Source organism: Sphingobium yanoikuyae (assembly GCF_034424525.1).
GTDB lineage: Bacteria > Pseudomonadota > Alphaproteobacteria > Sphingomonadales > Sphingomonadaceae > Sphingobium > Sphingobium yanoikuyae.
This window is the reverse complement of record NZ_CP139979.1, coordinates 2,747,487-2,762,696: the sequence shown is the minus strand read 5'-3', so window position 1 is coordinate 2,762,696 and position 15,210 is coordinate 2,747,487. Positions and strand designations below refer to the sequence as shown.

Sequence of the window (15,210 nt, the reverse complement as noted above, 5' to 3'; positions counted from 1 at the left end):
AAGGGGCAATTTCGAATAACCGGTGAGGATATCATGTTCGACAAGACCTATTATGCGACCCACCCCGACATGATGGAGTGCGTGTCGAACGAGGAGCTGCGGGATCGCTATCTGATCGGCGGGCTGTTCCGTGACGGCGAATGCGTGCTCAACTATACCCATGCCGAGCGTTTCGTGATCGGCGGCGTGGCGGTGGCCGATGCGCCGGTGAAGCTGCCGGCGCAGACCGAGCCGGCTTCGGCGGCGGGCCATCCCTTCCTGGAGCGGCGCGAGCTGGCGATCGTCAATGTCTCGGGCGTGGAAGGCACCGTGACCGTCGACGGCGAAGTCTTCACGCTCGGCAACAAGGATTGCCTCTATGTGACGATGGGCGCCAAGGATGTGGAGTTCGCCGGCGCCGGCGCGCGCTATTATCTTGCCTCCTGCCCGGCGCACAAGGCGTTCACCACCCGCAAGCTCGGCATCGCCGACGCCAATGCGCTGGAGCGCGGCAGCCTGGAAGAGTCGAACGAACGCACCATCTTCCAGCTGGTCATCCCCGGCATCTGCGACAGCGCACAGCTGGTGATGGGCCTCACGGTCCTGAAGCCCGGTTCGGTGTGGAACACCATGCCCCCGCACATCCATGAGCGCCGCAGCGAAATTTATTTCTATTTCGAGCTGGATGGCGATGCCGACCGCGTCTTCCATTATATGGGCGAGGGCGATGCGATGCGTCACATCGTCATGGCCAACGAGGAAGCGGTGATTTCGCCGCCCTGGTCGGTGCATATGGGCTCGGGCACCAAATCCTATGCCTTCATCTGGGCGATGGCCGGCGAGAACCAGGACTATACCGACATGAACGTGCTGGACATCTGCCAGCTGGCCTGAGCCCCCCTCCCTTCAGGGAGGGGACGGGGGAGGGCATGTCTACGACGCCAATCTCCAAAACCCTCCCCTAACCCCTCCCGCAAGCGGGAGGGGGATTTGGAGCTTATATGAGCACTATCTTCGATCTTGGTGGCAAGGTCGCCATCGTCACCGGCGCCAATACCGGCATTGGCCAGGCGATCGCGCTGTCGCTGGCGGCGGCCGGCGCCGACATTGCGGCAGTCGGCCGCACCCCGGCGGAAGAGACCGTCGAGAAGGTCCGGGCACTCGGCCGCAAGGCGGAGATCGTCTCGGCCGATCTTTCCAGCATCGAACCGGTGCAGCGCGTCGTCGACGAGACGATCGCAAAGCTGGGCGGGCTCGACATCCTGATCAACAATGCCGGCATCATCCGCCGCGCCGACAGCGTCGACTTCACCGAGGAAGACTGGGATGCGGTGATCGACACCAATTTGAAGTCGACCTTCTTCCTGGCCCAGGCGGCCGGGCGGCACATGCTGGCGCAGGGCAGTGGCAAGATCGTCAACATCGCCTCGCTGCTGTCGTTCCAGGGCGGCATTCGCGTGCCGAGCTATACTGCGTCCAAGAGCGGCGTCGCCGGCCTCACCAAGCTGCTGGCGAACGAATGGGCGGCCAAAGGCGTCAACGTCAACGCGATCGCGCCGGGCTATATCGCCACCAACAACACCGCCGCGCTGCAGGCCGACGAGACCCGCAACCGCCAGATCCAGGAACGCATCCCGGCCGGCCGCTGGGGCGACCCCAGCGACATTGGCGGCGCGGCCGTGTTCCTGGCATCGCCGGCGGCCAACTATATCCATGGCCATGTCCTCGCCGTCGATGGCGGCTGGCTGGCCCGCTGATATCCCGTCCTGCGCCTGCCAGCAGGTGGGCGCAGGACAACCCTGACCAAAGAGGAGGGCTCAGCCTCCCGACCCATCACAGGAGGACGGATGCCCAATATCGACCGGCGGAGCGCGTTGACCGGGGCTGCGGCCCTGTTGGGCGCCAGCCTTGCTCGCCCGGCCCATGCCGCCACCGCCAGCATCGTGACCACCCGCAAGGGGCGGGTCGCCGGCACCCGCGAAGCTGGCCTCCATGTCTTTCGCGGCCTGCGCTATGGTCGGGATACCGCGTCCCGCCGTTTCCAGCCACCGCTAGCGCCCGATGGCTGGACCGGCACCGCCGATGCCAGCGCCTTCGCCCCCTCCTGCCCGCAACAGGGGCGGCAGGAGCCGGAGAGCGAGGATTGCCTGTTCCTCAATATCTGGACCCCTGGCCCGGACCCGCGCGCCAGACGGCCGGTGATGCTTTATATCCATGGCGGCGCCTATTCCAACGGCTCCGTGGTCGATCCGCTGACCTATGGCGACCGGCTCGCGGCGCAGGGCGATGTCGTGGTGGTGACCGTCAACCATCGGCTCAACATCTTCGGCTATCTCTATCTCGCCCGGCTCGATCCGCGCTTCGCCGACAGCGGCAATGCGGGCCAGCTCGACCTCATCCTCGCGCTGCAATGGGTGCGCGACAATATCGCGGCCTTTGGCGGGGATCCCGGCAATATCCTGGTCTTCGGCCAGTCGGGCGGCGGCGCCAAGATCGCGACGATGATGGCGATGCCCGCGGCGGCCGGCCTGTTCCACCGCGCCATCACCATGAGCGGGCAGCAGGTGACGGCGTCGGGCCCGCTCAACGCGACGAAGCGGGCGCAGGCCTATCTCGCCGGACTGGGCGTAAAGGCCGATGACCTGTCATCTTTGCTGTCACTTTCAACCGCGCAACTGGTGGAGGGGCTGGCAGCGCAAGACCCGATCTTGGGTGGTGGTCTCTATATGGGGCCCGTGCTCGACATGGCGCATCTTGCGCGCCATCCCTTCTGGCCCGATGCGCCGCCCCAGTCGCAGGCGATCCCGATGATGCTGGGCAACACCCATGATGAGACCCGCGCCTTCATCGATCCTCACGGCCCCAAGCTCAAAGGGCTGGACTGGTCCAACCTCCCCGCCCGGATGGCGCCGGAACTGCGTATGGACCTGTCGCCCGAATGGATTGTCGCTCAATATCGCGCCCGCTATCCCGGCTGGTCAGCGGAGCGCATCTTCTATGCCGCGACCACGGCCGGGCGCAGCTGGCCGGGGCAGGTGCTGGAGGCGGAGGTGCGCGCCCGCGCCGATGCGCCGACCTGGGTCTATCAGGTGGATTTCGCCTCGCCGACCCAGCCCGAACGCGGCGCGCCGCACACCATGGATATCGCGCTCGCCTTCGGCACGCTCGATGCGCCGGGCAGCTTCACCGGCACCGGTGCGGGCGCGCAGACCGCCTCGCGCGCGCTGATGCAGCGTTTCCTGGCCTTCGCTCGGTGCGGTGATCCCAATGTCAGCGGAATGGCGCCCTGGCCGCAATATCGGCTGGACCGGCGGCAGACGATGATCGTCGATGTCGACAGCCATGTGGAAAGCGATCCGCGCGGCTGGGAACGGGAACTCTTCGCCCGCGTCCCCTATATCCAGCCCGGCAGTTGAACGCCGTTCGTTGCCGGGCCGCAACCAAAAGGGGGCGGGTGCGTTGAGTCCGCCCATGCAGGTGGAGGAACCGCATGGATACCCAGGATGTCGATTATGTCTCGGAACGCGGCGAGCTGCATTTTCTCGCCGCCCTGGTCGATGAGCTGATGCGCCGGCTGATGCTGTCGGGCGTGCTCAGCCAGGCCGAACTCAACGCGATCGAGGCCGATGTCGCCAAGCGCGTCGGCAATGTGCCGCGCGCCTGGTAGCTGGCCTTTTCGGGGTCAGTGAACCACCGGATAGCTGATGATCAGCGCCAGCGGTTCCTTGCCGACCTGCCGGATGCCGACCTTGGCATCCTTGTAGAGATAGGCAGCCATGCCCGGCGTCAGCGGCTTTTCCACGCCGTCGGATGTCACCACCCCTTCGCCTGACAGGACATAATAGACCTCGTCATGGGCGATCGGATGGACGCCGATCGCCGCACCGACATGCAGCACGCGCTTGCGGAATTCCATGCTGCGCGGCTGCGGCACGGCGTCGCTGATGCGATAGGCGGTCGACATGCCGATCTCGCCATGCGGCGGCGGCTCTTCCCGCATCACCTCGCGCTCGTCGACGACTACCATCGGCGGCGCTGCGGCCGCCGCCAGCAACAGCATCAGGCTCATGGCTTTGGCTCCTGTCGCATCATCTTGTCGCGGTCCGACAGATGCTCGGTTGTCTCATCCTTCTGGCCGGGATAGCGCCCCGATTTCGGCTCCATCGTGTCGAGGTTCCAGTCGCCTTCGACAAAGGGCGCGCGGGTCGGCGCGAATTTGGGATAACCGCCCACCTGCTTTTCATTGTCGATGATCTCGCCGCGCCCTTCGGCGACGAAAAACAGCACACGCAGGTCGTCGGCATCCCGGTCCCAGGGGCGAGCGCCCGCGCGCCATAGAACATGGGTCTCGACATCGTGCACCGGCAGAACGTCCAGCCCCTGCCACCAGGTTGGCGGTGTCTGCGTCTCGATCAGCCTGGCCTTGGTCTCGCCATAGCGGCCGAACATCGGCAATGGCTTGCCGAACTTGTCGACAGCCAGATTGTCCTTGCCATAATATTCCAGGTCGCCGTCGCCGCCCAAGGTCAGGAAGGGCAGGCCGGTCGCCGTCGATACGCCGCCGCGCATGACATTGCCGACCGCCGCCAGCTTGCCATTCTGATAGGGATGTTCGCCCCATTCCAGCGCCATCAGATTATAATGTACGCCGCGCTCGCCCGGATCATAGATGATGTTGTTGACCACGGCGGCATGGACGCCGCCCTTCAATAGCGGGTTGCGCTCGACATTATGGGCGTAGATGTTGCGATAAATCAGGATGTTGGTCGCATTGTCGTGGATCAACGTGCCCTTGCTATGCTCGCCCTTGGGATGGCTGGCATTGGCCAGCCCCTCGGCCGCCAGATTATAGGAAAAGGTGATGTTGTGCGCCGTGTTGGCGCGCCATTCGTCGGGCGTCTTGCCATTGAAGCGCGGGCCGGACGCCGACATATTCTCGTCGATCGCCCAGGTGAAGCTGCAATGGTCGACGATGATGTCATGGCCGCCGACCACCGACATGGCATCCGCCTCCCATCCGCTCAGCAGCGGCTGGTCGTCCACACCGGTGCGCACGCGGATATGGCGCATGATGACATCATGGGTGGCGATGTCGATGCCCGATCGGATCAGGGTGATGCCGGGGGAGGGGGCGGTCTGGCCGGCAATGGTCAGATAGGGTTCGCGGATGGTGATGGTCTGGCGCGCCATGTCGATGACGCCGCCGACCTCGAACACGACGATGCGCGGGCCCTTCGCCTCCAGTGCCGCCTTCAGGCTGCCGGGGCCATCGGCCGCCAGCGTGGTCACGCGGATGACGCGGCCGCCCCGGCCGCCGGGCGTGGCCGATGCCCAGCCGACGGCGCCCGGAAACGCAGTCGTTGCGCTGGATGCGCTGGTCTTGGCCGAGGCGGCGGACAGGGTTGCTGGCAGGGGGATCAGGGCAAGGCCGGCAAGCGGCAGGGCGATCAGTCTGGCGGTTATTTTCATGCTTCCGAAGGCTCCTCTCCTGGCCAGACTTGCACCGCGGCGGCGATGATGCAAGCAATTTGACACCGGTGTCGAATCTGTTTGCAGTCATTGTGGCAGCGAGGTGAAGGTGCGGGCTGCGCTCCGTCATTCTACACCATATGGTCCATATTGCGGTGCAAAATGGCTCGATATGGACGCTTTTCCGACAGGAGGGCGCGGAAAATCGCCGCGAGCGCTGGCTCGGCCGCTTCAGACATAATTGCCGCAATGATCATTGACATTGATCCGCAGTCGGGTCACAAGTTTCTGACACCGGTGTCTTCAAGGGGACAACATCGGGCCGCACCCCCAAAGAGGCGTGGCGGAAATATGGAGGGATGTTTCTATGATTGCGTTCGTACAGGCTTCGTCCGCCCGGAAATGGCTGTCCGCAGCCTCGACCCTGGCATGCGCCATCGCCTGCGTTTCCGCCGCTCAGGCCCATGCTCAGTCCGTGCAGGGCGATGCCGCGGTTGCGCCGGATCAGGGGCAGGCGGAAGCCGCGGCCCAGGAATCCGACATCATCGTTACCGGTTTCCGCCAGTCGCTGGGCGCGGCGATCAACCTCAAGCGCCAGTCGGTCAGTTCGGTCGATGCGATCGTGGCGGAGGATATCGCCAAGTTCCCCGACCAGAATCTCGCCGAATCCCTGCAGCGCATCCCCGGCATCTCGATCCAGCGTGACGGCGGCGAAGGGCGCGCGATCACCGTGCGCGGCCTGGGCGCGCAGTTCACCCGCGTGCGCGTCAACGGGCTGGAAACGGTCGCCACCTCGACCGATGGTGCCAGCTCGAACCGCGACCGCTCCTTCGATTTCAACGTCTTCGCGTCCGAACTGTTCAGTTCGCTGGTCGTCCACAAGACCGCCGAAGCCTCGCTGGACGAAGGCTCGCTCGGCGCCGTGGTCGATCTCAACACCGGCAATCCGCTCGGTGGCAAGGAAGGGCTGACCCTCGTGGGTTCGGCGACTGCCTCCTATAATGACCTGGCCAAGAATTGGGGGCCGCGCCTGGCCGGCATCGCGTCCTGGAAATCGGCCGATGGCCGCTTCGGCGTTGCCCTGTCGGCGGCCTATTCGACGCTCGATACCAAGGAACTGGGCAATAATAGCGTGCGCTGGGCCCAGGCCCGCTTCGACAATGTCGATGGCACGGCCTGCTTCACCCAGCCCAATTCGGGCGGCACCTATCGCGCCAGCGCAGCCTGCGATGCGGCGGCCCTTTCGTTCCACCCCCGCATCCCGCGCTATGGCGAGGTGCGTCATGATCGCGAGCGGCTGGGCCTGACCGGATCGGTCCAGTTCGCGCCGACCGACGCGACCAAGATCTCGATCGACGGCCTCTATTCGCGCTTCAAGGAAACCCGCGAGGAGAAGTGGGGCGAGGTGCTGCTGCGCTCCAACGAGCGGTCGATCAACGTCGTCAATCCGGTCTATGACGATAATGGCAACATGATCTCGGCCACGCTCAACGATGCCTGGGTCCGCACCGAACATTATCTGCGCAAGTCGAGCACCGAATTTTATCAGGTCGGCGGCACCTGGGATCAGGATGTGACGGACAAGTTCCGCTTCACCCTGCTGGGCGGCCTGTCCAAGTCCAACGCCGATATTCCGGTCGAAACCACGGTGGTCTTCGACGATCGCGATGCCCAGGGTTATAGCTATGACTATAGCGACATGAAGCATCCCAAGCTGACCTTCGGCACCAGCGTGACCGATCCGGCCAATTTCCAGCTCGCCGAAATCCGCGACCGTCCGTCCAACACCACCAACCGGTTCAAGACCGCCCAACTGCGCACCGAATGGGATGCGGCCGAGGGGCTGACCGTGAAGGTCGGTTCGATGTGGCGCCGGTTCGACTTCAAGACCGTCGGCTATCAGCGTGATACCGCAGTCTGCGGCAATGGCGGCAAGGATCTGGTGCTGGGCACCATCACCTGCTCGCCGACCAGCCTGTTCGGCCCGAGCGCCGTCTATGGCTTCCAGGCCACGCCGGAATTGAGCGAACTCTTCACCCTGGGCAAGGCGGGCCAGCCGTCAGGCACCACCACCCAGTGGCTGATCCCCAATCTGGACGCGGCAACGGCCTATACCAAACTCTATGATCGCGCGCTGGCGCTCGACGTCGGCAACAACCGGTCGGTGCGCGAGGAAGTGACCGGCGGCTATTTCCAGTTCGATGCCAAGGGCGACCTGTTCGGCCTCGAATATGCGCTGAACGCGGGCATGCGTTATGCCAAGACCGACCAGCGCTCGACCGGCCTCAATGGCGGCATTCCGGTGACGATCAAGCGCAGCTATGAGGATTGGCTGCCGGCCGCCAACCTGGCCCTGTTCCCGACCGACAAGCTGGTCATTCGCGCGGCGGTGGCCGATGTGATGACCCGCCCGACCTTGGGCAGCCTGACGCCGGGTGGTTCGGCCGACGGCTTCCAGTATCGTGTCAGCTACGGCAATCCCTATCTCAACCCCTATCGTGCGACCGCCTATGACCTCGCCGTCGAATGGTATTTCGCGCCCCAGTCGCTCTTCTCGGTCGCCCTGTTCAAGAAGGATGTGCAGAGCTTCCCGGTCGCCGCGACCATTTCCAACGCGACCTTCGCGGAAACCGGCCTGCCGGCTTCGGTGCTGGTCAGTTCCTCGCCCGCCGCGCTCAATCCCGCGCTGCAGGCCGAACCGATCTGGACCATCGCGACCACGGTCAACGGCACCGGCGCCTCGCTCAAGGGGGCGGAAATCGCGCTGCAGCTGCCCTTCACCTTCCTGCCGGGCATCTTCAAGCATTTCGGCATCCTGGCCAACGCGACCTTCATCGACTCCAACGCGACCTATAATGTGTCGGGGCCGGCGGTCGTGCCGGGTGGCGGCCTGGTCAATGTCGCGCGGGAGAACACGTTGTTCGGCGTGTCGAAGCGGGCCTATAACGGCACCCTCTATTATGACGACAACCGCTTCAGCGCGCGCGTCTCGGCCAGCTATCGCGGGCCTTACAGCGACCAGAACAGCGGCACCGGCAACGTGTTCGAAGGCTATAATTCGACCGTCAATGTCGATGCCTCGGTCCGTTACAAGGCGACCGACTGGCTGGAATTCACCCTCGACGGCATCAACCTGACCGATGAATATCGCGGCCGCTACACCGACCTCGATGCCAATCGCAACTATGAGTACAACCATTTCGGCCGCACCTTCCAGTTCGGCGCGCGCGTGAAAATGTAGCCTGTCCTTTCGGGTCGCGCCGTCACGGGCCAGCCGCCTTCTGCACGAGGTGGCTGGCCCTTTTTCTTGGGCCGGCAGTGGGGCAGGGATGGTGCCGGGCAGGCGACAGCAATAGTCCATTCATATAATGACATTGACTCGCGTTAGCGTTCTCAAATATGGCGCCGCCAAGAATATTTGGGGGATTATATGGTGCGGTCGTCTTTCTTCTTTTCCGGGGCGGCGATCGTCGCACTGGCCGGTGCTGCCCTGACCAGCCCGGCGCTGGCGGGGCAGGCGCCGGATGCCGATATGGACCAGGCTCGCGCCGACATCATCGTCACCGGCGAAAAGAGCGCCCGCACCCTGCAGCAGACCCCGACCAGCATCGCCGTCGTCACGCCCGAGACGATCGAGCGCGAGGCGCTGATCACCATCCAGGACGTCTATAACCGCACCGCCAACCTGTCCGAAACCTATGGTTCGTCCGGCTTCACCATCCGCGGCATCAGCAACAGCGGCGTCGGCGCGGGCGGGCAGGCAGACGCCGCGAGCGTCTATGTCGATGGCGCGCCGGTGCCCAAATGGGCGCTTTATGGCGGCCCGACCGACCTGTGGGATGTGCAGCAGGTGGAAGTGCTGCGTGGCCCGCAATCGACCATCCAGGGCCTCAACGCGCTGGCCGGCGGCATCGTCATCACCAGCAAGGATCCCTCGCTGACCCGTTGGGGCGGTGACGCGCGCGTGCTGTGGAGCGAATATGATGATCGCACCTTCTCCGCCGCGATCGGCGGACCGATCGTCAAGGATGAACTGGGCATCCGCCTGTCGGCCGAGCGCCGCAATGATCGCGGCCTCATCTACAATGTCACCCGCGACGAATATAGCGATACGCTGGAATCGCTCAATCTGCGCGGCAAGATCAAATGGACGCCCCAGGCCATTCCGGGGCTGGAGGCAGTCGCCAGCTATAATCGCGTGCGGCGCGACGGCGGCTATCTCTACGAATATGCCCGCACCGACGTGCCCAATTATTTCAATCACCGTATCGCCACCGGCGATCAGCCCAGCCGGGGCAAGATCGACAGCGACCTTGCCGTCTTCAACATCAGCTATCCGCTGGCCCAGGGGCTGAAACTGTCGAGCGTCACCTCCTGGAACCGCTCGCGCGTTCATTCGGTGATCGATACCGACGGCACGCCGCAGGATATCCAGGCGATCGACAATCGCTATAATTACCGCACGCTGACCCAGGAAATGCGCCTAAACTATGATGGCGAACGGCTGAGCGGCCTGCTGGGCGCCTGGTATTATCGCCGCACCGGCAGCATCGACCAGAATAGCCGGGTGAACATCGATACGCCGACCGCCACCATCGCCGCCCTGCTGCCCGCCAATGGCGCGACCGCGGCGCAGGCGACCTTCCTCAGCAATGCCTATGCGGCACAACTGCCCGTCATCCCGGTCGCCTATTCGGCCGACCAGCCCGAAAAGGTGGAGACGATGGCGCTGTTCGGCGACGCCCGTTTCAAGCTGACCGACCGGCTGACCCTGATCGGCGGCTTCCGCTACGATCATGAGCGCAACCGCTATGCCGCGCAAACGGTGGCGACCTTCAACGGCACGCTGCCCGATGCCAATTTCCTCGGCGCGGCCTATGCCCCGATCATTTCGCTGATCAACCAGGGCGTTCTGGGGCTGGTCGACGATGCCTCCTCGCCGCTGGCGTCCAACAGCCGCAGCTTCAACGCCTTCCTGCCCAAGGCCGGGATCAGCATGGACTGGACGCCGGACCTCACCACCGCCTTCACCGTCCAGCGCGCCTATCGCTCGGGCGGCTCCAGCCAGAACCCGGCCCGCGCCCTGCTGGTCGCCTATGATCCGGAATATAGCTGGAACTATGAAGGCTCGCTGCGCTCCAAATGGCTGGACGGGCGCCTGACGCTCAATGCCAATGCCTTCTACATGACGTGGAAGGACCAGCAGGTCACCGCCTATTTCGGCCAGAATGCCTATGATTACAACACGGTGAATGCGGCCGGATCGCATCTTTACGGGTTCGAGGTGGAAGCGAATGCGACGATCGCGCGCGGCATCGATCTCTATGGCTCGGTCGGCCATGTCCGCACCAAATTCACCGATTTCGTCCTGCCCGCCGGGGCGACCAGCACGGTTGACCTCACCGACACCCAATTCCCCTATGCGCCGCGCTGGACCCTGTCGGGCGGCATTAATGCGCAGTTCGGGCCGGGCTTCGTCGCCAATCTCAACGCCAATTACCGTTCGTCGGTCTTCACCGGCGTCGGTCAGGATCAGGGCCAGTACAAGGTCGGCGGCCGCACGGTCGTGAATGGCAAGATCGGTTATGAAACCGATCATTGGTCACTGTTCGTCTTCGCCCGCAACATCCTCAACGAGGATTATATGCAGTACCAATATGCCGCCATCCATCAGGCGATCCTGGGCGAACCCCAGACCGTCGGCGTCGGCGCGAGCGTCCATTGGTGATCGCGCTCGCCAGCCTGCTGCTCATCGCGGGCGGCGCCCTGGGCGCTGCCCTGCTGCGCCGCTCCTGGGTGCGGCGGGATCGCTCCGTGCTCGGCCTGCTGCTGGCGGGATGGGCCGTATTGATCGGCCTGCTGGTCGCTGCCTTCCTGCTGATCGGGCCGGTCAAGGGGCTGGCCTTGGGACTGGCGATGGAGGGGATCGGCGCGCTCGCCATCATCTGGTTCGGTCGGGTCCGGCGGAAGGCGGCGCGGGTGCGCGATGGCGATGTCGCGCCCGAGCCGCTGGAGGAACCGGGCCGCTTCTGGCGCGGGGTGCTCCGCGCCTTGCTCGCCGGGCCGCTCGGCATGACGGCGGCGATGGGTGTGGCCTTTTGCGTCACCGTCTATCTGCCCGGTGATCCGCGCACCCGGATCGTGCTTGGCGGCCTGTTGCTGCCGATCCTGTGGGGGCTGGCCATGACCTGGACCCTGGCGGACCGCCGCCTGCTCCGCGCCACCGCCGTGCTGGTCGGCACCAGCACCATTGGCTTCGGCCTCGCCGCCTTGGGAGGGGCCGCATGAACGACCAGAGCGTCCAGACCAACAGCCGGGCAAAGAAATGGCGTTGGCCCTTGTCGCCCGAAACGGTGCGATCGGTGCTCAGCAGCCATTCGGTGCTGGGCCTGGCCTTTGCCGCGATCATCTATATCGTCTGCCTGACCGGCACGGTTGCCGTATTCGCGCCCGATCTGGAACGGTGGGAAGTGCCGGCGACGCCGGTGGTGACCAGCCTGTCGGATGCCTCGGCCGCGCGCGCCATCGCCGAAGCGGTCAGACGCGCGCCGGCCGACACCACCCTCTATCTGTCGCTTCCCACCGCGAAACAGGATGGCGCCAGCCTCACGGCCTTCAGCGCGACCTATGAACATAAATGGGGCGTGGCGGCCGATGGTGCGCTGTCCGATCTCGAAGCGGTCTGGACCGAATTCCTGATCCATCTCCATATCAACCTGCATCTGCCGCGCAGTTGGGGGCAGTTCATCGTCGGCCTGACCGGCGTGGCGCTGCTTTCCTCCCTGGTGTCGGGCATATTGGCCCACCCGCGCGTGCTGCGTGATGCCTTCCACCTGCGCCTGGGCGGTTCGCGCCGGCTGCAGGAGGCGGATCTGCACAATCGCCTCGGCATCTGGGCCTTGCCCTTTCACTTCACTCTGGCGCTGACCGGCGCGCTGCTGGGCCTCAGCACCATCATCGTCGCCATGCTGGCGATGCTGCTGTACCGGGGCGACATGGGGAAGGTCTATGAACTCTTCCTCGACCCGCCGCCCAAGATTGACGCGCGCGCCGTGCCCATTCCCGATATCGCCCGGCTGATCGCCGATGCCCGTGCCCGCGCGCCGGCGGCCGTTGCGGACAATATCATGGTCGAACGGCCCGGCCGCGCCGATATGCGCATCTCGATCCATAGCGGCCGGCCGCACTTGCTGACCCAGCAGGACGAGGTCCAATATGATGCGCGCGGGCAACTGCTCCATCAGGAGCAGCCGCAGGATCTGGTCGCCGGCACCCGGATGTTGAGCGGCATCGGACAGCTGCATTTCGGCTGGTTCGGCGGGCTGCCCGTGCGGATCGCCTATGGCCTGCTCGGCATTGCGCTCTGCATCGTTACCTCCAGCGGCGTGACCATCTGGCTGGCCCGCCGCCGCGATCGCGGCCGACCGGCGCCGCAATGGGAACGGATCTGGGCGGCGATCTGCTGGGGCCAGCCGGTCATCCTGGTCCTCACCGCCGCGCTGGCCTTCGCCTTGCCGAATGTGTCGCTGCCGCTGGTCTGGCTCGGCCTCACCATCCTGTCGGTGCTGGCCGCCGGCATGGCCAAGGCGCTGCCTGGTCCGCGCCTGTCGCGCGGCCTGCAATGGGCGCTGGTCGTGGGGCTGCTGGTGGTGGCGCTGCTTCACGGCGCCCCACTGCTGGCAGGCGGGCAGGGGCTGATGGTCGACCTGCTGCTGCTGATCGGCGGCATCGGCCTATTGCTCGCGCTGCTGCGCAGCCGCGCTCCGGCAAAGGTCTAGGGCCGGGGCTTGCCATTCCCCTCCCGTAAACGGAAGGGGCAGCGAGACTCGCGCGCGCAGCGCGCCAGTCGCAGCGGGGTGGGCTTTCGCGACGCTCCCCCGGCTTTCCTACTCGGCCCTTCTCTGATCTACCCTTGGGGATGAAAGCGCCGCCCCATCTCTTTTCCAGGCCGCCCGGCTGTCGCGCAGCTGTCGCTTCACTGTCGCCTCGCCGTCGCGTCGAAGGCGCTCGGGCGTGACCCAATTTCCCGACCACTGTCGCGTCACAGGCGCGTGGCCGGCGCGTCGCGGGTGCATAGCAGGCGCATTGGCCCGAAATAGCCCGCACGACACTGTGAACTTCGACTGTCGCGTCCTGTGTCGGCCTCAATCGGCCTAGAGCGCGCAGAAGCGGAAGTCGGTGAAGCGCGCTTCGCCGGCGCCGGCGGAATAGAGGCCGGGGCGCAGCATCAGGAAGCCGCCACGCACATTATGGTGATAGCCCGACACTTCCATGCCCCGGTCGAAGCGCTTCCAGCTCTTGCCGTCATCGCCGCTGATGTGAAAGCGGATGATGTGCCGGTCGTTGGTGACGCGCATCCGCATCCGGCGGCCATGGGGATTGGCGGGGCGGCCGCGCTCTATGCCATATTGATGGGTGACGAACCGCTCCTGGTCGAAGCCCAGCCCGCAATAGAGCTGCTCGTCATAGAAGAGCAGCAGCCCGGCGACGCCGCCCGGTGCAATCTCGATCGTGCATTCGAACTGATAGGCCTGATCGCCCGCAACCAGCAGCAGTGGCGACGAACTGGAGGGGGCGGTGCCGCTGGCCTTGAGGATCAGCGATCCGCCTTCGACCCGCGCCCGCTCCGCCTCCTGCGGTGCCGGCTTGAAGAAATTCCAGCGCGAACCGATGTGCAATGCGCTGAAATCGTCCGAAAGCGCCTGGCCATGCGGCCCGGCCTGACCGCCCCTGGGCTTGGCGATCGGCTGCGACAGGTCGCCGCCGGTCATGCGGAACCAGCCGTCCGCCGTCCATTCGACCGGGTCGAGCAAGGTCTGCCGCCCCAATGTCCAATAGCCATTTTCATAGCCATGATAGACCGACCACCAGCTGCCGTCCGGTCCCTCGACCAGGGTGGCATGGCCGCGCGACCACCATTTTTCGGCGCGATCGACGGTGCGCACGATCGGGTTGGCCGGGCAATTTTCCCACGGTCCATGGATCGACCGCGACCGGGCGGCGATCACCATATGGCCGGTCGGCGGCCCGGCCGTGCCGCCCACGGCGGTCACCAGATAGAAATAGCCCTGATGGCGCAAAATCTTGGGGCCTTCGGGCGAGAAACCCTCGACATCCCAGTCGTCAGGATAGTGCCAGGGGTCATAGACATGTTCGGGCTGACCGACGGTCGCCAGGCCATCGTCGGTCAGGCGCACCCGGTCGCCGCCCGACAGGAACAGCCAGCGCGATCCATCTTCGCCCACCGCATGGCCGGGATCGATATGGTTGGGCAGGTTGAGGTCGATCGGATCGCTCCACGGTCCCTCGATCCGGTCGGCCCAGATCACATAGCTGGTGTTGGGAGACGCCTTGACCGGGATGTAGAGATAATAGCGGCCCTTGTGCTTGCACAGTTCGGGCGCCCAGACCGATCCGATATTCTTGTGCAGCGCCGGGCCGATCGGCCGCCAGTTCACCAGATCGCGCGAATGCCAGATGATGAGGCCGGGATAGGAATCGAAGGTCGAGAAGGTCATGTAAAAATCCGCGCCATCCTTCAGGATGGTGGGATCGGGATGGTCGCCCGCGATCAGCGGATTGAGGAAGCGGCCATCGCCCAGATCGGCGACGCGCTGATTGTCGAAGCCGCGCCGCCAGTCGGGCGCGGGGGCAGGCGTGGCCGGTGGGGCAGGGGGCGCCGCCCGCGCCTCGCTCAAACCACCCGCCAGCGCGGCCGAAGCCGTCGCCAGCAATGCGTCCCGTCGGCTGACTGCCATGACC

11 protein-coding genes are annotated in these 15,210 nt (G+C 65.1%); 8 read left to right on the top strand and 3 right to left on the bottom strand.

Annotated features, from left to right (window positions below; translation table 11 throughout):
* Positions 1-33 precede the first annotated feature (33 nt).
* From kduI to U0025_RS12670, 4 genes are all read left to right on the top strand, one after another.
* Positions 34-873 (top strand): 5-dehydro-4-deoxy-D-glucuronate isomerase, encoded by an 840-nt coding sequence (gene kduI, locus U0025_RS12685; RefSeq protein WP_004207756.1) that lies wholly within the window; start codon positions 34-36, stop codon positions 871-873.
* Positions 874-980: 107 nt separating this feature from the next.
* Positions 981-1,736 (top strand): 2-dehydro-3-deoxy-D-gluconate 5-dehydrogenase KduD, encoded by a 756-nt coding sequence (gene kduD / locus U0025_RS12680; protein ID WP_004207755.1) that lies wholly within the window; start codon positions 981-983, stop codon positions 1,734-1,736.
* Positions 1,737-1,826: 90 nt separating this feature from the next.
* Positions 1,827-3,395 (top strand): carboxylesterase/lipase family protein, encoded by a 1,569-nt coding sequence (locus U0025_RS12675; protein ID WP_004207754.1) that lies wholly within the window; start codon positions 1,827-1,829, stop codon positions 3,393-3,395.
* 74 nt (positions 3,396-3,469) lie between these two features.
* Positions 3,470-3,646, top strand: coding sequence for a hypothetical protein (locus tag U0025_RS12670; RefSeq protein WP_004207753.1), 177 nt, complete (start codon positions 3,470-3,472; stop codon positions 3,644-3,646).
* Positions 3,647-3,661: 15 nt separating this feature from the next.
* Here U0025_RS12670 and U0025_RS12665 read toward each other — a convergent pair whose 3' ends face one another.
* Complete coding sequence (locus tag U0025_RS12665) at positions 3,662-4,048, bottom strand: cupin domain-containing protein (protein WP_004207752.1); 387 nt, start codon at positions 4,046-4,048, stop codon at positions 3,662-3,664.
* Positions 4,045-5,448, bottom strand: a complete 1,404-nt coding sequence (locus U0025_RS12660) for a pectate lyase family protein (protein ID WP_004207751.1) — start codon at positions 5,446-5,448, stop codon at positions 4,045-4,047. The genes U0025_RS12665 and U0025_RS12660 overlap by 4 nt, the downstream gene beginning before the upstream one ends.
* Positions 5,449-5,815: 367 nt before the next feature.
* On the opposite strand from U0025_RS12660, the gene U0025_RS12655 reads away from it, so the two are divergent.
* From U0025_RS12655 to U0025_RS12640, 4 genes are all read left to right on the top strand, one after another.
* Complete coding sequence (locus U0025_RS12655; RefSeq protein ID WP_004207750.1) at positions 5,816-8,689, top strand: TonB-dependent receptor; 2,874 nt, start codon at positions 5,816-5,818, stop codon at positions 8,687-8,689.
* 189 nt (positions 8,690-8,878) lie between these two features.
* A complete protein-coding gene (locus U0025_RS12650; RefSeq protein WP_004207749.1) occupies positions 8,879-11,176 on the top strand; it encodes a TonB-dependent receptor in 2,298 nt (765 codons plus the stop codon).
* The gene (locus tag U0025_RS12645) at positions 11,170-11,736 is read left to right on the top strand and encodes a hypothetical protein (protein WP_037490296.1); all 567 of its coding nucleotides are present in this window, start codon (positions 11,170-11,172) and stop codon (positions 11,734-11,736) included. Before U0025_RS12650 ends, U0025_RS12645 begins: the two co-directional genes overlap by 7 nt.
* A complete protein-coding gene (locus U0025_RS12640; RefSeq protein WP_004207747.1) occupies positions 11,733-13,226 on the top strand; it encodes a PepSY-associated TM helix domain-containing protein in 1,494 nt (497 codons plus the stop codon). The genes U0025_RS12645 and U0025_RS12640 overlap by 4 nt, the downstream gene beginning before the upstream one ends.
* A 375-nt stretch (positions 13,227-13,601) precedes the next feature.
* On the opposite strand, the gene U0025_RS12635 is transcribed toward U0025_RS12640, so the two are convergent.
* On the bottom strand, positions 13,602-15,206 hold the full coding sequence (locus U0025_RS12635) for a family 43 glycosylhydrolase (protein ID WP_004207746.1): 1,605 nt from the start codon (positions 15,204-15,206) through the stop codon (positions 13,602-13,604).
* Positions 15,207-15,210: the final 4 nt, after the last annotated feature.